General features: G+C 41.8%; 16 protein-coding genes and 2 pseudogenes. 6 read left to right on the top strand and 12 right to left on the bottom strand.

Going from position 1 to position 23,132, the window contains the following annotated elements:
* Positions 1–10: 10 nt before the first annotated feature.
* The 7 genes and pseudogenes from B0X70_RS00510 to B0X70_RS00480 form a co-directional block, all read right to left on the bottom strand.
* On the bottom strand, positions 11–907 hold the full coding sequence (locus B0X70_RS00510; protein ID WP_217470637.1) for a DUF4194 domain-containing protein: 897 nt from the start codon (positions 905–907) through the stop codon (positions 11–13).
* A gap of 45 nt (positions 908–952) precedes the next feature.
* Entirely contained in the window at positions 953–2,413 is a 1,461-nt protein-coding gene (locus B0X70_RS00505; protein WP_046395567.1) for a DUF3375 domain-containing protein, read from the bottom strand.
* Between the two features lie 357 nt (positions 2,414–2,770).
* Positions 2,771–6,043 (bottom strand): pullulanase-type alpha-1,6-glucosidase, encoded by a 3,273-nt coding sequence (pulA, locus tag B0X70_RS00500; RefSeq protein WP_217470636.1) that lies wholly within the window; start codon positions 6,041–6,043, stop codon positions 2,771–2,773.
* Positions 6,044–6,412: 369 nt separating this feature from the next.
* Positions 6,413–6,616: pseudogene (locus B0X70_RS25845) on the bottom strand (hypothetical protein); the annotation flags it as partial.
* Between the two features lie 407 nt (positions 6,617–7,023).
* Positions 7,024–7,515: a GlcG/HbpS family heme-binding protein gene (locus tag B0X70_RS00490; protein ID WP_217470634.1), complete on the bottom strand. Its 492-nt coding sequence runs from the start codon at positions 7,513–7,515 to the stop codon at positions 7,024–7,026.
* Between the two features lie 107 nt (positions 7,516–7,622).
* Complete coding sequence (locus B0X70_RS00485; RefSeq protein ID WP_217470633.1) at positions 7,623–8,249, bottom strand: response regulator transcription factor; 627 nt, start codon at positions 8,247–8,249, stop codon at positions 7,623–7,625.
* The gene (locus B0X70_RS00480) at positions 8,249–9,562 is read right to left on the bottom strand and encodes a sensor histidine kinase (RefSeq protein WP_246593392.1); all 1,314 of its coding nucleotides are present in this window, start codon (positions 9,560–9,562) and stop codon (positions 8,249–8,251) included. The genes B0X70_RS00485 and B0X70_RS00480 overlap by 1 nt, the downstream gene beginning before the upstream one ends.
* A gap of 764 nt (positions 9,563–10,326) precedes the next feature.
* Here B0X70_RS00480 and B0X70_RS00475 point away from each other — a divergent pair.
* Positions 10,327–11,020 (top strand): annotated as a pseudogene (locus tag B0X70_RS00475) (pirin family protein).
* Positions 11,021–11,067: 47 nt separating this feature from the next.
* Here B0X70_RS00475 and pckA read toward each other — a convergent pair.
* The 4 genes from pckA to B0X70_RS00455 all read right to left on the bottom strand — a co-directional run bounded on the left by pckA (position 11,068) and on the right by B0X70_RS00455 (position 16,390).
* A complete protein-coding gene (pckA, locus tag B0X70_RS00470) occupies positions 11,068–12,687 on the bottom strand; it encodes a phosphoenolpyruvate carboxykinase (ATP) (RefSeq protein WP_217470631.1) in 1,620 nt (539 codons plus the stop codon).
* A 219-nt stretch (positions 12,688–12,906) separates the two neighbouring features.
* The gene (gene hslO / locus B0X70_RS00465) at positions 12,907–13,779 is read right to left on the bottom strand and encodes an Hsp33 family molecular chaperone HslO (protein ID WP_214040550.1); all 873 of its coding nucleotides are present in this window, start codon (positions 13,777–13,779) and stop codon (positions 12,907–12,909) included.
* A 22-nt stretch (positions 13,780–13,801) separates the two neighbouring features.
* Complete coding sequence (hslR, locus tag B0X70_RS00460) at positions 13,802–14,218, bottom strand: ribosome-associated heat shock protein Hsp15 (RefSeq protein WP_036779429.1); 417 nt, start codon at positions 14,216–14,218, stop codon at positions 13,802–13,804.
* Between the two features lie 57 nt (positions 14,219–14,275).
* Positions 14,276–16,390 carry an intracellular growth attenuator family protein gene (locus B0X70_RS00455; RefSeq protein WP_217470630.1) on the bottom strand — a complete coding sequence of 705 codons (2,115 nt, stop codon included), beginning with the start codon at positions 16,388–16,390 and terminating at the stop codon, positions 14,276–14,278.
* 478 nt (positions 16,391–16,868) lie between these two features.
* Between B0X70_RS00455 and nudE the strand changes: the two genes are divergently transcribed.
* On the top strand, positions 16,869–17,417 hold the full coding sequence (gene nudE, locus B0X70_RS00450) for an ADP compounds hydrolase NudE (RefSeq protein ID WP_046396756.1): 549 nt from the start codon (positions 16,869–16,871) through the stop codon (positions 17,415–17,417).
* A gap of 45 nt (positions 17,418–17,462) precedes the next feature.
* Here nudE and mrcA read toward each other — a convergent pair whose 3' ends face one another.
* The gene (gene mrcA / locus B0X70_RS00445) at positions 17,463–19,991 is read right to left on the bottom strand and encodes a peptidoglycan glycosyltransferase/peptidoglycan DD-transpeptidase MrcA (RefSeq protein WP_217470629.1); all 2,529 of its coding nucleotides are present in this window, start codon (positions 19,989–19,991) and stop codon (positions 17,463–17,465) included.
* Between the two features lie 119 nt (positions 19,992–20,110).
* On the opposite strand from mrcA, the gene pilM reads away from it, so the two are divergent.
* Genes pilM through pilQ form a run of 4 tightly spaced genes read left to right on the top strand, consistent with a single transcriptional unit; the run spans position 20,111 to position 23,054 of the window.
* The gene (pilM, locus tag B0X70_RS00440; RefSeq protein ID WP_110086029.1) at positions 20,111–20,941 is read left to right on the top strand and encodes a pilus assembly protein PilM; all 831 of its coding nucleotides are present in this window, start codon (positions 20,111–20,113) and stop codon (positions 20,939–20,941) included.
* The gene (locus B0X70_RS00435) at positions 20,941–21,495 is read left to right on the top strand and encodes a PilN domain-containing protein (protein ID WP_036812569.1); all 555 of its coding nucleotides are present in this window, start codon (positions 20,941–20,943) and stop codon (positions 21,493–21,495) included. Before pilM ends, B0X70_RS00435 begins: the two co-directional genes overlap by 1 nt.
* Positions 21,482–22,027 carry a hypothetical protein gene (locus B0X70_RS00430; RefSeq protein ID WP_036779441.1) on the top strand — a complete coding sequence of 182 codons (546 nt, stop codon included), beginning with the start codon at positions 21,482–21,484 and terminating at the stop codon, positions 22,025–22,027. The genes B0X70_RS00435 and B0X70_RS00430 overlap by 14 nt, the downstream gene beginning before the upstream one ends.
* Positions 22,020–23,054: a type IV pilus secretin PilQ gene (gene pilQ, locus B0X70_RS00425; RefSeq protein ID WP_217470628.1), complete on the top strand. Its 1,035-nt coding sequence runs from the start codon at positions 22,020–22,022 to the stop codon at positions 23,052–23,054. Before B0X70_RS00430 ends, pilQ begins: the two co-directional genes overlap by 8 nt.
* The last annotated feature ends 78 nt before the right edge of the window (positions 23,055–23,132 follow it).

Genomic DNA, 23,132 nt, shown 5'->3' with positions numbered 1-23,132 from the left:
CATCTCCTGTCTATTCCTCTTCATCTTGATAATCAACAGCGTCGCCGCCATTTTTATTTAGCTCAATACCCTTCTCTCTCGCCATTTTCAGGTATTCATTAAGCATGCTTTCAAGAAATTCAGCGCTGACTACATAGCGGATCACCGGCGTAATCTCGAAGCGATCTTCGCTTCCCCGGACCGAACTCAATATTTTTTTCGTCACCATTTTATCAAGAGCGCCCTTGAGTTTTCTCCGGTCAGATTTAGTACTGTTTGTCAGCGGTAAAAACGGCGTCAGATGGGATTCTATACGTTCAATATCAATGATAATCCTTTGTTCTCCCGATGTTTCCCGGTCTTGATAGTGTTTACGCAGCACTAACAGCAACAATGTATCGTATAAAGAGAGCGTCCTTCGGCTAATCAGAGAGACAACCTCGTCATCATCTATACCCAATGATTCAGTATCTTCCTCATTTTGAAAGCCCGCGATAAAAGCAACACCTGCTTTTTCATCCAAGACTAACTTCAAATAAACTTCTGATAGATGTTTGCGTACAGCACATTGGTATCGACAAAGTAATTCAAATAATTTAGCTTTCTGCGAAGACAAAATAACGCCCTGACGCAACAAGCTAACCAGCACCCGGCGTGCATCAGGCGGCATATCACTGTTTGAGTTCTCAGCCTGCTCACTGACTAATACATCATCAACGTCACAGGATGGGCTTTGATTAACAACCGAAAGAGCAACATCAGATTCAACACTGGCTGTATCTGTAAGCGGGTTATACTCTGATTGCGTATGGTGTTTTATCAACTGATCGAAGAACCCTGTTTTCTGTTCTTCTTGAGGATCAGAATTAGACTTCCCAAGGGTAGCGAGGATGCCATTATCTTTATTCAACTTTTTACCTTTGTGCATTTCAACCCTCACTATATAAATCTACAGCCACTTTCTCTTCACCATTTAAAGAACTAATTCATCCAAACTGTCAGGAAACAGGTCGGCACTCAACAGAAAAGTAGGTATAGACGCCCGCAAGCGAACTCCCCGTTTATCGCTGATTTCAATTGATTCTTTTCCTTCCAATAATGCAGCCCCGACAGATTTCGCCACCCGCAAATAGGCAACTAACTCCTCCAACCCTGAATTAAGTGGGTGATAATTTGCAACAGATGCAATCGTCATTGGGCCAAACTCTTTTAACGTTGCTAATGTTCTCTCAGCGATTAATCGAATTTGAACAACATCAAGACAATCCAGCATCTGCATACTCGGTTCTCGAGAGTTGATCTGTTCTTCAGCACCTGAAGTATCTAGTTTTTCATCAGGTGATTTAAGGAGCATGCTTTCAGGAGAGCTAATACTTGCCGCGCCAACGGGCAGTGACAGAGTTGTCGCCGTTTGCAAGTCATAACCTGAGTTCCTCAATTCAACGGCGAGTCGTTCCAATTGACCAAGCAATCTATCAACAGCACGATTTTCTTGCGCAGTGCCACTCTCTATATAAGCACGCAAACTCTCTTCCGTTCTTCGCCTGATTTGAAAAACTCTGTCACTCTCGCGGCTCAGTTCCCTCATGAGCTGATTTAAGAACTGTCGTTGCTGGGTAGTCAAATGTTCTGCTGCGGGACGATTTAAAATGCTTCGAAGTTGATCCCGCAGTTCCATTGTTCTATTTTGATCGCATAACAAATCAAAGAAACTTTCAAACGCACTACCCGCATCCGTTTTCGCCAATAGCGCTTCTTTTTCTAAAACAGAGAGAAGAACATCCCCTCTGGTGGAATCTCCTTCAATAATTTGAATGCGAATTTCCTGATCCAGTTGACGAATTTCATCTTCAACACGACGAAAATCACCCGTTAAAACAGAGGCCAACTGGTAGATCTCACGAATTCTCTCCCGCTGCTCAAGCTCGGTCAGTTCAAGCACCACGCCAGCTCTCAGAGCATCAATCTCTCTTTGGATTTCAGCTTTTCTATATTCCAAAAGCGTGACACGTTCATCGACATTCGGACTAATCGCTACTGCAAAGTCCCTGACGGCTTCCTGAACAATTCTAAGGTGAGATGCGGTGGTTCCTGTACTGCGTTCATCAAGCCCCTGACTAAAACGGAGTGCAACTTCACTGGCATCCGTTTTGGTTAACATGTCGTCCATCTCACGCAGCCAGCCTTCCCGAATCCATTTATTAAGATACGTACCCGCTCCCGTTTCAGTTTCCCAAAGACCAAGTTCACGACAGCGTACCAGTTCTGCATCAAGTGACACCCGGGCACGACTAAAAGGGACTTCACTCTCCTCGGAAAACAACTCCCCCAGAAACGCCAAAATTAAAGGAGAATTATCAGCTCTTAACAGTTTCCAGGCGGCACTTTCCTGAAATAGACGGCGATACTTTGCCTGTAACCCTTGGAAATTCAACTCGCCTCCCTCTGTGTGGTAACAAGTAAAAAGCTACCACCAAGAATTTTGTATAATTTACAATCGAATAAAACTATATCATCACATTTTTTTATTATGTCAATACAATTTACTGACTTATATAACTATCAAGTACTGTGACCAATGGAAGAATTAAGCTTATAGGGCCACCCATTTTGTGAAGAAAACAGCAAGAGGATGATGGAAAACAAAAACTGCCAGCGCAGGCAGATAATAAGGAGATAAACAATGCCTCAATTATCATCAGCAAGAAAAGCGGTAAGAGTACCTTTTCAAGGTAAAAATGGGCGGTCTGGACAAACCGCCCCGATGTAAACAATGGAAAATTCCTGCGCGTTACTTCCTGCGGACAGGCAAACCAATACCGCGAACACCATCCTGCGGTAGAACCAGCACCGCTACTGACCAAGCCGGCAGCGTGACCGAACCATCTTTTGCTATTCTGATACCCGCCGCCAACGAAGCTCTACCTAGCTCGCTCTGAATATCATTCAACTTCAACTCTCTGACGTTAAGATCTCTTACTGTGGCAGGATGTGGAGCCGCATTAATCATCACCACCAAGCCGTCAAATCGCGAATCACGGTCATCACCAGTAGTATTACCGTCATCTATGGTCATCACCAGCAACCCAAGCTGCTGATACGGCCCAACGTTACGGAAATCAACACGTTGTTTAACCGATGCGCCATCACCAAGAGCCATCAATGGTGAAAATTGACGCAAACGCAACAATTCCTGATAAAAAGCCGTCATCTGTAATAATTCAGTCCGGCCCGGTTTATCTACCATATTTTTCACTTTTTCAATCAATGCATAATTTTCGCCATCAACACGCTGATCCGGCATACCAACATCATAGTTATTATCCTGGTAGGTGTAGCTAACACGATTAAACCAATCGCCGGAATTATAGGAATCGCGGGTAAAAGATTTTGAACGCAGTAGCTCCGATCCATGTTGAGCAAAAGCCAGCCCCTGCCCAAGGAATGTCGTGGCGAGAGATATTGCCTGCATACGAACTCGTGTCGCCAAATCTGCCTCACGCGCCGCTTTGTAGCTGATTATGTCCCACAACGTTTGGTTATCATGCTTAGAGACATAATTAATCACCTCAATTGGATCAGCGGCATAACCGGCTATAGCGCCTTTGTAGTTAATGTCTCTACCCGTTTTCACTGCCCCATCTTTATCGATCATCACAAAATCAGCCAAATTACCCGCCATACCGAGACGTACCAAATCCGCCAGATGACGCGCCTCATTAGCATCGAACCACGCCATTTCGTTAAGTAACGTTCCAGCGCCGTTGCCTACCCCCTGATTAATGCGAATGCTATCAGCGGAATCAAACGGCCCGCCACCCTGTACCGCATCTCGTAGCCGATCAGAGAAAGTACCCACCCCTGTGCCTTTAAGATTAATCTGTGAAGCAATCTCGAAGCGGTCCTCCTGCCCTGAGTTCCAACCTTCACCAAAAAAATAGACCGATGGGTTAATCGCGCGTACTTTTGCCAGCGCCGATAAAATCTGAGCCTTCGGATGATAGCCCATTAAGTCAAATCGAAATGCGTCGATCTTATAGTCCTTAACCCAAGTCACCAGCGAGTCTTCAATGAGTTTAGCGAACATGCGGTGCTCTGGCGCTGTATCGTGACAACAAGTGTTGGATTCAACATTACCACTGATTTCATTCAGGCGATGATAATACCAAGGGACTATCTTATCCAACACGGAAGATCTGTCTGTTGGACCCGCCGCATTGGTGTGGTTGTACGCTACATCCATGACTACATTCATCCCCAATTGTTGCTTGATGGCCTGAATCATGGCGCGAAACTCTTTTATACGTACCGAACCTTCCGCATCAGTGGCATAAGAGCCTTCCGGTACCGAGTAATGAAACGGATCATAGCCCCAGTTGTAGGAGTCGGTTTCTGCAATCATTGCATTTAACTCTTGTACCTGCGGGTTATTGGCACTGTCACCACGCTGTAACTCCTGCAATACTTCACCCACAGTCTGTGAAATATTGCAATAATCAGCGAAACGGCTGCTCCTCACCTTTGGGTTGACTTGGTACAAACGACTGAATGGATGGTTGAGATCGGCTACTTGGTTGCTAAATTCATTAATGGAAGCCACATCGAATACCGGCAATAGCTCCATATGAGTCACCCCTGCCTGACTCAATGCTTTAAGGTGTTTGAACATATCGCTATTGTCAGCAGTGAGAGCCAGATACTTACCGCGCCAGGTTTCTGGCACTGTGCTATCTGCAACGGAGAGATCACGGACATGAGCTTCATATATGGTCATACGCGCAATATCCGCTGGTGTATTTTGCGAATGCGGCATAAGAACGCTATCCCAGTCTTGTGGTTTTAGCGCTTCGTCATCCAAGTTGATGACTTGGCTGTATTCCGAATTGGTGGACAAACTATGGGAATAAGGATCGGTAACCTCGTAGTGCTCTACATTACGGGAATATGGATGGTATACCGTTAAAGCATAGCGGTAGTAAGCACCAACCAGCTCTTGATCACCTTGCCATGACCAGGAGCCACTAGCAGGATCACGGTTCATGGCATGATTGGCGATGACCTGTTTATCTGCATCGTAGATAACCAACCCAACATGTTGAGCAGTAGGCGCCCACAAGCGGAAAGTAACACCGGTATCGTTAATCAGCGCTCCATACTCTAGTGTGTCAGCAGTGTTAGCGAAGCGATCATCCAACACACCAGCCGTTTGTACTTGAGTAGCCGATAACAGCAAACCCGCTTTATTGGTAGCTAATGCCACCAAATCACCGGTAAGTAACGCATCGACATCCGTATCCGCAGGCAAACGGAATGCGGTTAATTTCCTCAAGTGCGGAAATCTATCAGCCGTTTTCTGGCTCAAGGTGGCCGGTGTCAATGTCAGATAGCTATCGATGAAATTTCCTTCATCATTAGCTTCTACTTTGCCATCCCGGTTGTAATATAAGCGGACGTAAGGTTTATTCGCTCCGCCCGACCACAACAAAGTCCGGTTGTCGACCCAGTGTGCCGAAGCCTGAGAAACGCCAAACACGGAATTAAAGGCTGCCGCACGACTGCTATAGATTTGCCGACTGCCGGGTATCACAGAGACGGTACGGTTCTTGAAATCAGAGAAGGAGATTTTTAGGTCACTGTCGATCAATTTATTGTTGTTACCATCACGCACGATAAAATTGATACAGCCCGCATTCTTGTTTAACGGCACCACCCAGTAAGGGCCATAATTATCGCTGCCAGTGGGAGTTGCACTGGTGTCGTCCCAGCTTAATGAAGGGGAAGCCAAGGCATCACAATTTTTATCGTTCCACAAGTAGAGGGTGTTAGTACTGTAATCACGGTTTGTTGTTGGGCTTTGACTTAATTTAGCAATGTCCACCAAGTGGATCACTGCCTGAAAATTGCCGGCAACAGCAGCTTCACTGGGTACTTTATTAGGAATATGCGCCATCGGTTCCTCCGGGGATTCGGGTAAAGAACTATTGTTATCACAGCTTGCCAGTAGTAAAACAAATGTACTGCTTAATAGGGCCAGGTAAGCCCTTTTCCAGAAGGGAACTACCATAATCAGACCTTTTTAATAGAAATAAATCGTCGCCGATATTATTGTTAATAAAATAGGAATGAAATATTAAATAATGTCTCAGATGAGTCAGCATCCTCCTGGTTTTGATACTAAGAGGGAGGAGGAGTTAGGAGGAGGTACCTTTTCGTGATATTGCGCACAATAATAATGTAATAATCTTTTATTACATAAGCCTGGTGTGAGCTTATTTATATTATTCCATCAGATACAAATTAAAATGATGTCAAATACAGTCATTGTCATTTTTATATATTTTCACAAACTTTATTGTTTCTGCAAAAAAGCATTTTTGGTGATGCAGGATTATTAAGTCATTTCTTTCCTCCTAATCCTGCGTTTTTTCTTGCATTAGATATAAGTGTAACTTGTTAAAGGACCTGCACCTGTGTAAAAACGTAAAGCTTGATCATTGCGACCAAAACAATAGCCTAAAATAAGATTATAATCGGGATAATTAATAAATTCTTTCATATCCTGATATGTAGAATTTCTAATATCTTTAATATGCACTTGTTTACTGACATTATAACTACCTTTTCTATCATCTCTGTCTTCATTAAAAAACTATATTTCATGTAAGTCTGTTCTTCCACGTCAATTTATATTCTCACTCCAATTAAAACCAAACTCACCTAATTGAATACCCCCCCCAAATAGCCTATTCACTTTAATTTTTAATGTCATTATAAAACAAACAATAGAGTCAATTATATACACTTTAACTAAGAATATATTTAAATAAATCTGAGGATAAAGTTAACATATTAACTATAAACAAAATCAATAAGAGACAATAACTTAATTCTTAGTTATTGTCTCTATGCAAGAGTACGATTATGAAAGATACTAAACCTAAATTCCACATTCCTAAAATCAATACAAAGAATATTGTCATCATGAGTAGAAATGGAGATTTAATTCATTATCGTTACCCCGGTACATTTTATAAATCGTTATGATTAAGATAAATCTGATGAAATTTTCTGAATTGCATCAAGAGCACATTGTTGGTCTAAAGAACCACTCGGTGCGCCACCAATACCAATTGCACCAATCACTTCATCACCAGATTTAACCGGAACACCACCACCAAGTAATAGGAAGCCTGGAATATCCCCTAAATATTGAGCACCAAGATTTGATTGCGCCGTTTTCATTACGTCCTCTGACGTTCTCTGGGTAGATAACGCAGTATAAGCTTTCATTTTGCTCGCCTCAACGGTATGCAACCCGGCTTTATCCATACGCTGAACCGCTTTCAAAACTCCACTTTTGTCAATAACAGAAACCGCTACGTTATAATTATTCGATTTACAGGACAGAATTGCCTCAGAAGCTAATTTATTTGCTACCTCAAGGGTAATATTACGTTCAGTAATTAGTGATGAAGCAAAAGCCGTTTGAGCGAATAAACCTGCTGCCAGTACAGTATAGAAAAGAGAATGTTTCATAGATAAACCTCATTAAGTTTAAGTTGATGAATTATCCTGTTCTAACTTAGTGAGGTTTATCGGCTATAGCTATTCGGCCAATTACTTATTCGACTCAGTAGAAATACTTAGTCATGAGATAATGACTTAAATAACTCATACTCTTTGACTAACTGCGGTAAAGAATGTATGTCCAACTTATGAAATATATTGGCACGATGAACCTCAATAGTACGTGGTGATAACGATAACTGTTGAGCAATTTGTTTACTGGTTTTACCTTCTAAAATAATTTTCATCACTTCCCTTTCACGTTCAGACAACTGGCTGAATTTCATTTTTAATTGTTCATATATCTGACGTTGCTTAAATACTTTCTGATGAAATAATAATGCACTTGAAACTGTTTCAATTAATAAATCTGCATCAATAGGTTTGGTTAAAAACTCGAAAGCGCCATGCTTAAAAGCACGACGACAAATATCAATATTTCCGTGTCCGGTCATGATAATGACCGGTAATGTACTATTGAGTTTCAATAGATCCGCCTGCAATGCCAATCCAGGTTTTCCCGGCATACGAATATCCAATAAAATACATCCCTGAAGCGCTGTAATATTCTTGCTACCAATTTCATCAAGAAATTCTTGCGCACCAGGAAATGAAATTACCTGCCAATTCATTGTTTCTAATAACATAGATAATGAGTCACGGATCGCTTCGTCATCATCAATGAGATAAATCACTGCCGCCATTATTTCTCCTTACCTTTATTAGTTGGTAGCCAAATAATAAAACGCGCTCCTCCCGTTTCACAATTTTCAGCATTGATATCACCACCAAGTTTATGAATTAATGTTTCCGTTAACGTCATTCCCAATCCCATACCTTGTTGGCGTGTTGTGAAGAATGGAATAAACACGTTCTTTAAAGCTTCATCACTTAATCCAGGACCACCATCTGTTATGGTGATTCTTATCATTTCATTAATATAAGCGATATCGATGCAGATCCAATTTTGATATTCTGACTGACCTTGCTCTTGCTGTGCCTGAATAGCATTGCTGATTAAATTATGGAATATTTGCTCAATCCATAACGGCTCGGCAGATATCATTGGCAGCTCATCATAAATATGCTTTATTATCCTGATCTTACCAGTCTTAATTTCATTTCCGAGCAATATCTCAACTCGACCTAATATCGCTTGAATATTTACAGGTTGAAAAATAATACTACCGGCCGTCAGTTTTTGACGATATTGCGTCAATAAATTTGCGATGCGTTGAGTCTGCAAAATGGATGAATCCAATATCGGCGTCACTTTATCATATTGCTGCTTTTTCATTAACCGCAATGCGGTTTGATTATAACTCATAATCGCAGTCAAAGGCTGATTTAACTCATGAACAACACCCGTTGCCACTTCATCCATTGTATTTAAGCGGGTAAATTCAAAGAAACGTGCTCGTAAATCAGAAATTTTCCTCAATCTTTTATTCTTCTGAATTAAAAAGATAAAACAGATAATCACTGCCCATAAAAAACTAAGACAAGCAATATAGCCCCACGGAAGTTTAGACCATTGTTGGTCGTTACCCACTTTAAGCACAAAAGGCTGAAAACGATTGGTTAACTTTTTCTCCCAGTTCCAAAAATAGTGCTCTTTCTCCAGCCCATAGGTAATCAATGGGCGACTATTCCAATCCAGTTGTACCATCCGAAATTGTGATAATAATGATAGATCTTTCATCAGAATATTGAGATCTATCAATAACCGGATACTATCACGTTTACTATTAAGCCAATATCTTCCTTCTCCCTCTTCACTGATTATAGGGAATATTAATACATTCATTGGCATCTCTTGCAATCCGACAATTTGCGGAAAGTTTTCCTGTAACTGATCTAATTCGATATTAGTATCCGCTAGCGATACAATAACGTCATGTTGTGCCAACTTTTCACTCAGCTCTCGATAAAGAATATTAAATGAAACTGTTTGTTGTTGATAATTCTGATTTAGTGAATGATTAATCATTCCCCAAACAGTCAAACCTGTTAACATAATCCACGCCAAAAAATGCCACATATAATTACCTGAAAAGATATCTTTCATGACGTTTAAAATACAGTCAGAATATATAAAGGAAACAGCTTATTAGAGTAAACAAATTCAGAATGGGTAAATTTTAGAGAAAATTTGGCGTTGAGCTGCACATTAAAATTCATTACAGCATAATTATTTCATCAATACATTTTGCAAAATAAATAGCTGGCTACGGTAAATTAAATTCCAACGCTATATTAGTTTTATTCAACTTTTCTAAGCACTTTTCAGCCCTGAATAAAATAATTTTAACAAATAAACCTTGGATAAGGGTTTACGGTAACTTCTGTTAAGACTCTTAATAAAATGTCAAATTTACTGAATAATTTAGGATGATCACTTAACAAATCGACTCGGTGAAATCGTTTGCTTTCCCTTAAAAATCACACTTAACTCTATATAAATAGCAATATTTATCAAATAGTTAGAATAAAACTTCACCATTATTCTATCTTTGACCAGAAAAAACGCTTTACAATCGATAGTGATAATTATTATCATTCGTATCGCTTTCAGATGAACCGTCTTCAGGGTACAGATGAAAGCACGACATTGCTCACATTGCTTCCAGTGTTTACTTTAGCCAGCCGGGTGCTGGCTTTTTTTTATTAATTAATCCAATTGCCAATCATTCAAAATATTTGAAAATTTAATTCAGCTTTTTAAGCTTTAATGCTAGCTCTTCTCAATTAGATTGTAAAAACTATTGAGGAGATTTGAATATGATCCATTTACGTAAAGCATCAGAGCGACCATGCCGATCATGGCTGGTTAACGAGCTGGCATACCTTCTCATTTGCCAACTACTACGACGCCAATTTTATGAGTTTCTCAGCTCTGAGAGTGATTAATGAAGATTCCATCCAAGCAGGTCAAGGTTTTGGTACCCATCCGCATAAGGATATGGAAATACTGACCTATGTTCTTTCCAGCACCGTTGAACATCAGGATAGTATAGGAAATAAAGAACGGGTACCTGCCGGTGAATTCCAAATTATGAGCGCAGGTACCGGTATTCGTCATTCAGAATACAACCCGGACAGAGAGCGCCAATTGCATCTATATCAAATCTGGATTAGCCCAGATAAAACAGGCTTAACACCACGTTATGAACAGCGCCGTTTTGATGATGTACAAGGTCGCCAATTGGTGCTCTCGCCTGATGCCCGGGATGGTTCACTGAAAGTATTTCAGGATATGACTTTATGGCGTTGGGTACTTAAGGATCACGAAACCGCCGAATATGTTGCAGAAAAAGGTCGTTATATTTGGATACAAGTCATTCGTGGCGAAGTGACGGTTAATGGTATCAAAGCCACCACCAGCGATGGTCTGGCTATCCGGGATGAAATCAATCTTCAACTTAACAGCAGCAACGATAGCGAAATATTGTTGTTTGACCTTCCTCCGGCATAAATATCAAATAAGCCTCACCCTAACGGATGAGGCTAAAAAATTCACAATTACAGTTTAGGGCCCGCTTTCACTAAAGCTTCCCCCGCCGAGGTATCGGTATATTTATCAAAGTTGTCGACAAAACGATGAGCCAAATCTTTCGCCTTCTCTTCCCATTGAGATTTATCTGCATAAGTCTTACGTGGATCAAGAATATCGGTATCAACACCCGGTAATGCTGTCGGAACCGCCAGATCAAAAATAGGTAATGTAATGGTATCAGCTTCCTCAATATCACCATTTAGGATGGCATCAATGATCCCGCGGGTATCCTTAATCGAGATCCGTTTACCCGTACCATTCCAGCCCGTATTCACCAGATAAGCCTTAGCGCCTGCCGCCTGCATACGTTTTACCAATACTTCCGCGTATTGGGTTGGATGCAAAGTCAGGAATGCAGCACCAAAACATGCAGAGAATGTGGGTGTCGGTTCAGTCACACCACGTTCGGTACCTGCCAATTTTGCCGTAAAACCAGATAGGAAGTGATATTGAGTCTGTTCAGGTGTCAAGCGGGATACTGGAGGCAACACACCAAATGCGTCCGCAGTCAGGAAAATGACCTTAGTTGCATGGCCCGCTTTGGAAACCGGCTTAACAATGTTTTCAATATGGTGGATAGGATAAGAAACACGAGTGTTTTCCGTTTTTGAACCATCATTGAAATCAACCGTGCCATCTGTCAGTACAGTAACATTTTCCAGCAACGCATCACGTTTAATCGCATGATAGATATCGGGTTCCGCCTCTTTAGACAGATTGATGGTTTTCGCGTAACAACCCCCTTCAAAGTTGAACACACCGTCATCATCCCAACCGTGCTCATCATCACCAATCAGCTTACGTTTTGGATCAGTAGAAAGTGTGGTTTTACCTGTACCGGACAAGCCGAAGAAGACCGCAACATCCCCTTTTTCACCCACGTTGGCAGAACAGTGCATCGAAGCAATACCTTTCAGTGGCAACAGGTAGTTCATTATAGAGAACATCCCTTTCTTCATTTCGCCGCCGTACCAGGTACCGCCAATAAGCTGCATACGCTCTGTCAGGTTGAACGCAACAAAGTTTTCAGAGTTCAAACCCTGCTCTTGCCATTGCGGGTTGGTGCATTTTGCACCGTTCATTACAATAAAATCTGGTTTGAACTCAGCCAACTCTTCATCTGATGGACGGATAAACATATTTTTAACAAAGTGGGCCTGCCACGCAACTTCTGTAATAAAGCGGACTTTCAATCGTGTATCTGCATTAGCACCACAGAAAGCATCAACCACAAACAAACGTTTGCCTGAAAGCTGTTTAGTTACCAAGCTTTTCAGATGTGTCCATGTTTCCTGCTGTAATGGCTTGTTATCATTTTTACCTTTTCCCTGGTCGGCCCACCATACGGTGTCACAGGTGACATCATCACGAACAATGTACTTATCCTTGGGTGAACGACCCGTGAAGATCCCCGTATCGACAGCCACAGCCCCCAGGTTGGTCAGAGTGCCACTCTCGCAGCCTTTGAGTGAAGGTTTGGTTTCTTCTGAAAATAACAACTCATAGCTTGGATTATAAATAATTTCGTTAACATCATGAATTCCGTAGCCCGCGAGTTCCTGCGGGGTAATGCCTTTAACACTCATGTCATTGCTCCTGGTGGGTAGTCACGCTTTTTCTGTGAGCAATAATAAATAGTTATGATTAATTAACAGCGATAGTTATCAAAAAATTGAAAACCCACTATTTTTTTAAGTTTGATCTTGGGCCAAAGGCACGAAAATAGTTCTGAGTATTATGATGAATTTGATAGAAAGGCGCGAAATCGCGCCTTAAAAGGTGAAAAAATTTGTTTAGATCGAATATCAATGGAATCGGTTCTTTTTTTCCGTCCTGATTGCAGCAAGATCATCAGCATCAAAAATATAGTGCGTGCCGCAATACTCACACGCCATATCAATGTTGCCATCTTTCTGCAAAATATGATTAACATCCTCATCGGAAAGTGTGACTAATGTGTCAGCACAACGTTGGCGAGAACAAGTACAACGGAATTCGACCGCTTGCGGTTCATATAATATGACATCTTCCTCATGATAAAGACGGTGCAAGATTTCCTTAACTTCCAATGAAAATAACTCTTCACCTTTAATGGTTGCAGTAAGTTGCACCAGATGATCAAAAGCTTCTGCACTCCCCTGTTCCGCAGCTGGCAGAATCTGTAACAACATACCACCAGCAGCAATCCTTCCATCCTGAATGCCAGTACGGATAAATAAACGAGTCGGTAGCTGTTCAGACTGTCTGAAATAATCATCAAGGCAATCCGCCAGTGTTTCACCTTCCAGCGCAACCACACCTTGATAACGCTCACCATGAGTTGGCGTAATGGTAATAACCATATAGCCTGTACCAACCATCTGTTTCAAACTGCTATTTTCAGGCACTAATCCATCAATACGAGCGACACCTCGCATTTGTTGCTGATGATTACCATTAATCACTGCCAATTTGACCGGACCATCCCCCTGAATTTGAACCGTAATATCGCCATCAAATTTCAGGGTTGCCGTTAATAGACTGGTTGCTACCAACAGTTCTCCCAATAATTGCTGTACCGGCTGCGGGTAATCATGATTTTCCAAAATATGCTGGTAAGTTTCACTGGCTAAAACCAGCTCACCACGTACAGAATAATTCTCAAATAAAAAGCGGTGCAATTGGTCTTGTTTAAACATAACTATCTCTCATTCAAGCAGGTTATTCCTGCCCACTTAATTTGGTGTTCTTAAACTTAATCAGCGTGCGTCTTTCTTTTTTATCCGGTCGGCGATCAGGATGAGGCATAGTTAATGCATTCATTTTTCGAGCAATTGCCATTTTTTCCCGGTTAGCAATACTCGCTTCCGTCTCCTGGTAAAGTTGCTGCGCCTCCGGCGCACTACGTCGATGATTGCTCAACGCAAGAACTTCAACTATACGTTCATCATTACCTTGACGCAGTTTAATTTCAGCCCCTGGTTCAACCAATTTACTTGGTTTACTTCTTTGACCATTATAGTGAACTTTACCACCGTCTATCATTTCTCGTGCAATAGCCCGTGTTTTATAAAAACGGGCCGCCCACAGCCATTTATCCAGACGGACAGCTTGATCGGAGTCTGAATTACCCTTCATTTTTCCTCTTACCACCAGCTTTGGCAAATAAAGCAAAGCCTAACATACCATTGTCAATTATCGCCAACGCGTAGGCGGAAAAAGTGTATTAAAACAGTTATCGTAATATTGACTGATTTTGTTTAGACGTTGTTTATTCTGCCGATTTTTCTTAACAACCAGCACAAAGTTAATGATTAAGGTCGTAAAAAGAGTCAAGAATAAAACAGTAGTACCAATACAACGAGCAAGCGTCATGGAATCCAGTTCATTATGCAACACAATCCGGCGAGTTCCATGACTGTCTACAGACAATTCCGTGATAATTCCTGTTGTCTCAAAGGGTGTTTGCAATACCATATCCGATAACCGCTGTAATTCACGCCATTGTTCCAACGCACTATGGTCATAAGAGATGATAGCCGGCGTTATATATTCAACCAGTTGTTTGCCTTCATCACTGATAAGCAGAACACCGCCAGGAGAAGGACTATTAAGCAGCATTGCGACTTTATCTATTTCCCGGTAGATAAATGATGATGTAGTTGCATCAACCAATTTTCCCAAAGCTTCAGCGCCAGCCGGACGCAATAAAACATGAGTGCCATCTAATTTGCCACTTTCTGCATTCTTTAACAAAGTTAGCCAATCATTAGCACTACCCAAGTTAACCAAAGCATTTTTTAATCGTAAACAGTCGGTTTCTTTTTCACATAATTCTTTAGTTTTCAATATAATATCAGGGAAATTATCCAATAATATCATGCCAGATTTGAAAGTCTCCTGAACAAGGTCTGGATTTATTACATCGTCATTTTCCTGTAAACGTAATTGCTTATTAACAGTTGCAATCAGTTTAGCGGCATTTTCTATAATTTCTGATTCTGGTATTGGCAGTGGATTAACTCTATTCCAATATATCCCCGAACAATCGAATGGAGAAAAATAGGTGTCTCCTTTACCATTCATATTGTTTGGCGGCATATAACACATACCAACCCCTTTTGCTTTCAGGATATCCCCAACTCGCAATTCCATCCTTTCCATCATACTAGCGTCAGTGACGACTTTTGTGCTGCTGCCACGCAACCAGGCAAAACTGAGTTTCATCGGTACACTAACAGGCTGATAAAAATAGAGTAGTAACATAATCAGCAAACTGCTAACGATCATCATGAGATTTTTCCCATAACGACGGTAAGGGTAATTTTTTTCTTCCTCATGCAAAGAGAGATAATGCCCTTGCCTGACTACCTGGCCGTTAGTGTAAATATCAATATTGGTTTTTTGATCAAGATAGTGAGCAACATAAGGCTCCCAATGAGGAGGATAAATCAAATCAATTCCACCAAGTGAAATATTACTCATTTGCCCTTGTTCAAATTCGCCAAATAATCCCCATCGTTTTGGTATACCGGTAAAACAGTGAATATCCTGGCGCCTGCATATTGAGAGTGGACAAAATAGCGGCAAAAAACTGACAACGACTAAGCTGCCTGCAATCAACATCAGCCACGGCAAAAGCAGTGTTGGTGAAAGTAATGCAAGAAACCAAATGAAAAATCCAAAACACAAAAATCCCCCCTCCCAAATCCCCGATGAGTGATTTAACCGGTACTCTTCTAATGTCTCTTTACGGATATTTTGTAATTTTACGCTGGTTTCACCATTTTTCTGGATCGATGCCTGTTGATGAGATGCCTCTGAAATTACCGGAGCAGAAGGAAAATCCTGTTGAAAATCTTTCAGAAAGTGACCATTAATCGAAATAACCAGTGGTATTGTCGCAGTGTGAACAACATCAATAATATTCTGTTGTTTAATAAAAGGCTCAAGGAAAAACGGTAAATGAACTTCTGCCATATCAATATAATAACGCCAGCTATGTAGTTCATCCGAGGCAACAGAAAACCGGGTAATGGAATGACAGATAGTATAAACCATATCATTTTTACCCATCAGAATTGGCCAACTTGTTTTATTAATACGGTCTGTTACAACTGGCGGCAACACTCGACTCAAATAACATTCAATAGCCTGACACTCATCAGCATTAAGTTTACGATAGGTTGGTGTAGCAACAGAAGGCAGATAACAGGCATTATCATGTAGCTTCCATTTGAAAATCAGAAAGGAAGCCATGACAATCAAGCTAATTATCAAGATAGCCAATATAACGACTGTTACGCTCATTTTATCCCCATACCCATGACAATCTTGCTATTGTTGTTTGCAAATTAGCAACTACACGTTAAGTTCTGAATTAGGTTATTTCTATCTGTTTTTTTAATTTATTTTACAATGAGTTATATATAATCACACACTAAACTATCTACAGCATAGATCTATTTCCAAAGAGGATAAAGATAACAGTAACAACAATAACCAGCGATAATCACTATACCCTATGGATTTCAAGGTGCATCGCGACGGCAAGGGAGCGAATCCCCGGGAGCATAGGGAACTATGTGACCGGGGTGAGTGAGCGCAGCCAACAAAGAGACAACTTGAAAGATAACGGGTATATCATTTATCAAAATAATCGGCCATATTTAGTCAACTTATGGAGTGTACCTAATTTCATCATAAAATCTAAGGTTAATGAAATAATTCATGATGTAATAATGCACAGACACTCAACTCAACCAATACTAAACCATCAGGGGCAATTATGAATGACCTGAAAAACCCTAAAATCCTAAACATAGAGGACATTGCTCATTCACGTTTATTTCATATTCAGTCAGTTGATCTCGAATTCAGTAACGGTGTAAAACGCGTTTATGAACGAATGCGTCCGGTCAATCGGGAAGCTGTTCTGATAATCCCGGTCATTGGGGATGAATTGTTGCTTATTCGTGAGTATGCAGTCGGCATTGAGCAGTACGAATTGGGCTTTCCTAAAGGCGCGATCGACCCTGGGGAAAATATCTTCGAAGCCGCTAACCGTGAATTAAAAGAAGAAGTCAGCTTTGGTGCCAGAAAAATAGAACAATTAGCCAAACTTACTATGGCTCCAGCCTATTTTTCTCACAAAATGAATATTGTTATTGCTGAAAATCTCTATCCAGAAAGACTGGAAGGGGATGAACCTGAACCACTACCACAAATACGCTGGCCAATAGCAGATATGATGTCATTACTGGATCACGCTGATTTCAACGAAGCGCGTAATGTCTGCGCCCTATTTCTGGCACAAAAATATTTAAAACACCGTTGAAGTTCACAGGCACAACAGCGCTCCCGTTGTGCCTGTGTCTTATCCTCAGAATAATTCTTGGCTTTCACCATTCTCAATTAAAGTTGTGCCAACTTCTTGCACCGCACTCTCTGTAGGTTGAGTTCCGTCAATGAAGTATTCACTACGGGTATCCCCGCCTCCGCCAGCAAGTTTACCTGTCTTACGATCTATCACGACAGAAACAACCCCCGGAGGAGGTGTGACTTCTTTTTCAGGAACCCCCTCCAGTGCGATTTTCATAAAGTCATCCCAAATTGGCTGCGCACTCTTAGCGCCCGCTTCACCGCCACCGGCCGCGGTACGACCAAGGCTTCTGCGGTGGTCATCAAAACCAATCCAAACCGTGGTGACAATATCTGGCCCATAACCTGAGAACCAAGCATCTTTTGAACTGTTAGTTGTTCCAGTTTTGCCGCCGATATCACGACGTTTCAGATCGCGTGAGGCGCGCCACCCCGTACCTGACCAACCCGGCTCGCCAAAAATATTGCTATTCAAAGCATCATGGATCAAAAATGCCAACTGAGTACTGATAACATGAGGAGCATATTTTGGCGCATCTTCATGGCTATCAATTACCGGCGCTCTTTCCAATTCAGGTAACGGCAATATCTCTTGTTGTCTGACATGAGATTGAGCAACATTCTCAATTGAGTTTTCAGAAAGTTCGATTGAACGTACCGTATCCCCATAAATTACTGGAATATCACACTGCGGACATGCAATTTTAGGCTTAGCCTCAAATAGAATATCGCCATCGTCGTTTTCAATCTTAGTAATAAAGTAAGGATCAACTAGATAGCCGCCATTGGACATGACCGAATAGCCACGTACCATTTGCATTGGTGTGAATGATGGCGATCCCAAAGCCAGAGATTCTGTACGTACTATATTTTGTGCCGGGAAACCAAACCGTTGGAGGTAATCAGCAGCATAATCGACTCCCATTGCTCGCATTGCCCGAACCATCACGACATTCTTCGATTGCCCTAATCCCTGACGCAAACGGATTGGCCCAACATAAGTCGGTGGTGAGTTTTTCGGACGCCAGTCAGTACCGGCTCCAGCATCCCAACGACTAATGGGTAAGTCATTCAGCAATGAAGCCAATGTCAGCCCTTTATCCATCGCTGCGGTATAGAGAAATGGTTTGATATTGGAACCAATCTGACGTAACGACTGAGTGACACGGTTAAATTTACTCAAGTTGAAATCAAACCCACCGACTAGCGCCTTCACAGCACCATCATTTGGATCAATAGAGACCAAAGCCGCATTAACTTCCGGCACTTGTGCCAACCACCAAATATCCTTTACTTTCCGAACCCAAACCTGTTCACCAACCTGAACTACTTCATTCACACTACGAGGAACCGCCCCCTGTGCACTATCAGATCTGAACTTTCTGGCCCAACGGACACCCGCCATTGGCAATTCCGCACTACTGCCATCAGGCAACATCACTATCGCCTGATCACTACCCGCTCTGGTCACCACAGCCGGCATTAACGACCCATAATTTGCCAAGGTCTTAAGCTTCTTGACAATCTGTTCCCGATCCCAAGCAGGTTCGCCCACTTTCCACAAGATTTCCTGCGCTCCACGGTAGCCATGACGCACATCATAATCAATGAGGTTATTACGAACCGCATCCACGGCAGCCAACTGAAGTTTACGCGTAATCGTGGTGTAAACTTTATAACCGTCGGTGTAAGCATTCTCACCATAACGCTCAATCATCTCCTGACGCACCATCTCGGACAAATAGGGCGCGGAGAAAGCAATCTGGGGCGCATGGTAATTAGCGACCAACTTTTCACTTCTGGCTTGATTATATTGCTGCTGAGTAATATAGCCCTCATTGAGCATACGGCTCAGAACCACATTCCGGCGGTTAATCGCCCGACTGTACGAATAAAGCGGGTTAAATGTAGAAGGCGCCTTTGGCAAACCGGCAATCATGGCTATTTCACTCAATGTCAACTCTTTGACACTCTTACCAAAATAGACTTGAGCCGCCGCCCCGACACCATAAGCCCGGTAACCAAGGTAAATTTTATTGAGATAGAGTTCGAGGATCTCATCCTTATTCAGCAATTGCTCAATCCTGATGGCCAGAAAAACTTCCTTGATTTTACGCATCAACGTCTTCTCAGGAGTGAGAAAGAAATTTCTCGCCAGTTGCTGAGTAATGGTGCTTGCCCCTTGTGATGCATGGCCTGAACTCATTGCGACAGATGCTGCCCGGATGATCCCCACAGGGTCAACCCCATGATGCTCATAAAAACGGCTGTCCTCCGTTGCAATGAACGCCTTCACCATAATGGGTGGAATTTCGGACAGCTCAAGAGGCATACGGCGTTTTTCACCATATTGGGCAATAAGCTCGCCATCCGCACTGAACACCTGCATTGGTGTCTGTAATCGAACATCCTTTAATGTCGCCACATCAGGTAACTGAGGCTCGATATATTTGTACATACCAAAAATCGAGGCCGTTCCCAGAAAAATGCAACTCACGACAAAGACTAAAAAATACTTTACGAACTTCACCTGAAATTTCCCATGCCACGTTAGTCGGGTGGTTTATAAACAATCGGCGCGTAGTATAAAGGTTACACAGCACCTTGAATATGGTCTTTTATTAAAATTACTGATATGGAGATCGATAGATGTATTCACCAAAATGGTATGTCGGATTAGACATCCAAAATGGCGCCCTCCGCGCCGTCGCAGCTATAAAACGCCGAGATGGCTGGCAGCTTCGCCACTGCTGGCAATATCTTTTATCTGATGCGGTTATGCCAGAAGGTCGTTTACAACGGCCAGAAATATTATGTGATATTTTAAATCAATGGCGCCAAGAATTACCTAAAAAAATCAGTTTCAGACTCGCCCTGCCTGTACAACAAACATTGCAGAAGAGTCTGATTTTACCTCCAGATATCAACCTTAAAGAGCCGGAACAAAGCTGGTTTATCAACGCCAGCGCCGAGAAACAATTTCCCTTTAACACCCGAGAACTGGCGCTGGATTACCGTATCATTGAACAAAACGCCTACATCAGCGCCGCCCGCCAGAAAGATCTCAACCTCTGGCTACAATGTCTTGCACAAGCAGGAATATTTCCAGATGCCATTGATATTGCTCCCTGTGCCCTACGCTATATAGCGCAATATGCCGGCGTTCCCGCTGATAGTTGGTTGCTACACAGGCAACAATCCGGCTGGTTATGGGTATCTCCTGCCAATGCCCCCTTCGCTTATGATTTGGTATCAGCAAATACGGCTGCTTCTCCACAACAGATTATCCGTCAATTATCTGCCTCATCTATGGCTGAACAACCGGTTTACTACAGTAGCTACCAACAAGAAGACCTACCTGAAGGAACTTACTCTTGGGATATGTTGACAGCATTTCGTCACTATCAACCACCACTGCCAATTCAATTGATGGAATATGTAATAGCCGGTGGTTTAGCACTCAGACCGGATGATAAGTAATGATGTATCAGGTTAATTTTCTACCTTGGCGCCAAACCCGGCTAAGACATCGTTATCGTTGGTGGGTGATTTTTCTCTTATTGCAACTGATGTTGTGGCTGACAGTGCTCGTCTGGATGTTACTAAAACAACAGGAAACGATTAATCAGCATCAAAGGCAATTACAACAACTCAGCCAGCAGCAATTACATTTGCAACAACAGATAACTCAGACAGAGGAAGCGATCAATCTTCACAACAAACTGACCTATAAATTAAAACAGCAACAAACGTGGCTGAAACAGAACCAACAACATTGGCAATTATTTAATGAATTACCTGAATTATTACCGGAAGGAAGTTGGTTAACTGCTTTCGATGATCAGGCAGGTCAATTAAAACTGGTTGCTAATAGTCTGGATTATTCCAGTATGACGTCTCTGCTGGATAATCTTGAAAACAACAGGCAATTATCTGAAATTCAACTAAAAAAGATGACCACCACCGAACAACAAATCAGACAATTTACTATTGACGCTAACTGGCAGACGGAGATAGCCAATGATAAAAAGTGACTACCTATGGTGGTTTGCCAAACCAACCTGGCTGCTCTTTATCTGGCAGCAAACTCTCATTATGTCATTTCTGATTCTGTTTTATCTTTTCTTCTGGCAAGAAAGAGCTGAACAGAGAAGTAGTCTGACAGAAAAAATAGCAGTTCAACAAATCAATACCAAAGCAACCAATGAACGACTAAATCAGCTACCGCTATTGGAAGATATACAACAACATATCAACCAAATAGAAAATGAACTCAGTAAGCCGCGACAAAATGCGGTAAAAATTACCGCAATAAAACAACTGCAACAGCCATTGATAAATTCTGGCGCACAAGTTCTTGAGTGGCAACGTAAAAAAGAAGGGGAAAAAACGCTCTGGCAAATCACAATTTATTTGAACTACGAACAGATGCTGAATTTTCTTGAAGCGTTACAAACGTTACATCCACCGCTGTTGATTAAACAGCTTTCCATTTCGCCATCAGGTGAATTCCTAAACGTCAAAATCACCCTGTCAGAAACCTCACATGAGGAGTTTTATGACTAAGCAATTTATTCTGTTGATCCTTTTTCTGCCCACTATTGTTGTTGCAGAAATAAGAAATCCTTTTGCTCCCCCTATGATAGAGGCAGAAGAGCAATCGGTTGAGTTATTTGATCAATCAGTCAATGAGACCGAAATTCAGTCCCTCTCAACCGTATTACACTATGCAGACGCAGAAAGAATTGCTCTGAATCTCAAGCAAAATAGACCCGCACTGATAACAAAAGAGGGTAAAGTTGATTTTGATCCTGAAACTAATAGTCTGATTTTACAGGATACCCCCATCGCCATCGCACAGATAAAAAATTGGCTGAAAGAGATAGATACACCACAACAGCAAGTGCAAATTACGGCACATATCGTGACCAGCAGCAGGGAAGCACTACATGAACTCGGCATTTACTGGGGCATGCCGATAGGGGAGCCGATTAATGCAACAACGGGTATAAACCGCCTCAATATTAACCAAGCAGCCAACGATAACATGCATCGATTTGCGTTCAATATTGCCCGCATTCACACCAGTTTACTGGAAATGGAACTCAGTGCCTTAGAGCAAGAAAACCAACTAGATATTATCGCTAGTCCAAGATTAACCGCCTCACATCAACAACTAGCCAGCATCAAGCAAGGCTCTGATATTCCCTACGTCAGCCAAGAAAAAGAGAAAAGTACCGTGCAATTTAAAGAAGCCGTACTAGGAATGGAAGTTACCCCCCATATACTGAGAAAAAATAAAATCAGACTCTCTCTGAAAATCAGCCAAAACATGCCAGGGATCTCAATAAGTCAAGGAGGAGGTGAGAATTTAACCATCGACAAACAGGAAATAATAACTCAAGTTACTGTAAAGAATGGTGAGACACTTATTCTCGGTGGAATTTTTCAACAGAAAAAAGGCGAGCAAACCCAAAAGGTACCTTATCTATCAGACATTCCATTGTTCGGTTCACTATTTAACCAAAAGGGCCATAAACACAGCCGACGAGAGTTAGTCATATTTATTACGCCTCAACTGATGGACATTTGATCAAAAATAAAAATATAACCATTATATCAGTGAGTTGGACATAAAAAACTTAACTATTCTGTATGATGATACGCAGAT

Source organism: Photorhabdus akhurstii, from assembly GCF_019090985.1.
Classification (GTDB): domain Bacteria; phylum Pseudomonadota; class Gammaproteobacteria; order Enterobacterales; family Enterobacteriaceae; genus Photorhabdus; species Photorhabdus akhurstii.
Note: the sequence above shows the minus strand (reverse complement) of the source record. Positions and strands in the feature narration are given on the sequence as shown.

What these genes read in the sequence shown, in the direction of transcription:
- B0X70_RS00435 (WP_036812569.1), top strand. Translation starts at nt 20,941, where the DNA reads ATGATGTATCAGGTTAATTTTCTACCTTGGCGCCAAACCCGGCTAAGA.
- pilQ (WP_217470628.1), top strand. Translation starts at nt 22,020, where the DNA reads ATGACTAAGCAATTTATTCTGTTGATCCTTTTTCTGCCCACTATTGTT.
- hslO (WP_214040550.1), bottom strand. Translation starts at nt 13,779, where the DNA reads ATGTTTAAACAAGACCAATTGCACCGCTTTTTATTTGAGAATTATTCT.
- B0X70_RS00455 (WP_217470630.1), bottom strand. Translation starts at nt 16,390, where the DNA reads ATGAGCGTAACAGTCGTTATATTGGCTATCTTGATAATTAGCTTGATT.
- nudE (WP_046396756.1), top strand. Translation starts at nt 16,869, where the DNA reads ATGAATGACCTGAAAAACCCTAAAATCCTAAACATAGAGGACATTGCT.
- B0X70_RS00510 (WP_217470637.1), bottom strand. Translation starts at nt 907, where the DNA reads ATGCACAAAGGTAAAAAGTTGAATAAAGATAATGGCATCCTCGCTACC.
- B0X70_RS00480 (WP_246593392.1), bottom strand. Translation starts at nt 9,562, where the DNA reads ATGTTAACAGGTTTGACTGTTTGGGGAATGATTAATCATTCACTAAAT.
- B0X70_RS00490 (WP_217470634.1), bottom strand. Translation starts at nt 7,515, where the DNA reads ATGAAACATTCTCTTTTCTATACTGTACTGGCAGCAGGTTTATTCGCT.
- B0X70_RS00430 (WP_036779441.1), top strand. Translation starts at nt 21,482, where the DNA reads ATGATAAAAAGTGACTACCTATGGTGGTTTGCCAAACCAACCTGGCTG.
- pilM (WP_110086029.1), top strand. Translation starts at nt 20,111, where the DNA reads ATGTATTCACCAAAATGGTATGTCGGATTAGACATCCAAAATGGCGCC.
- hslR (WP_036779429.1), bottom strand. Translation starts at nt 14,218, where the DNA reads ATGAAGGGTAATTCAGACTCCGATCAAGCTGTCCGTCTGGATAAATGG.
- pckA (WP_217470631.1), bottom strand. Translation starts at nt 12,687, where the DNA reads ATGAGTGTTAAAGGCATTACCCCGCAGGAACTCGCGGGCTACGGAATT.
- pulA (WP_217470636.1), bottom strand. Translation starts at nt 6,043, where the DNA reads ATGGTAGTTCCCTTCTGGAAAAGGGCTTACCTGGCCCTATTAAGCAGT.
- B0X70_RS00485 (WP_217470633.1), bottom strand. Translation starts at nt 8,249, where the DNA reads ATGGCGGCAGTGATTTATCTCATTGATGATGACGAAGCGATCCGTGAC.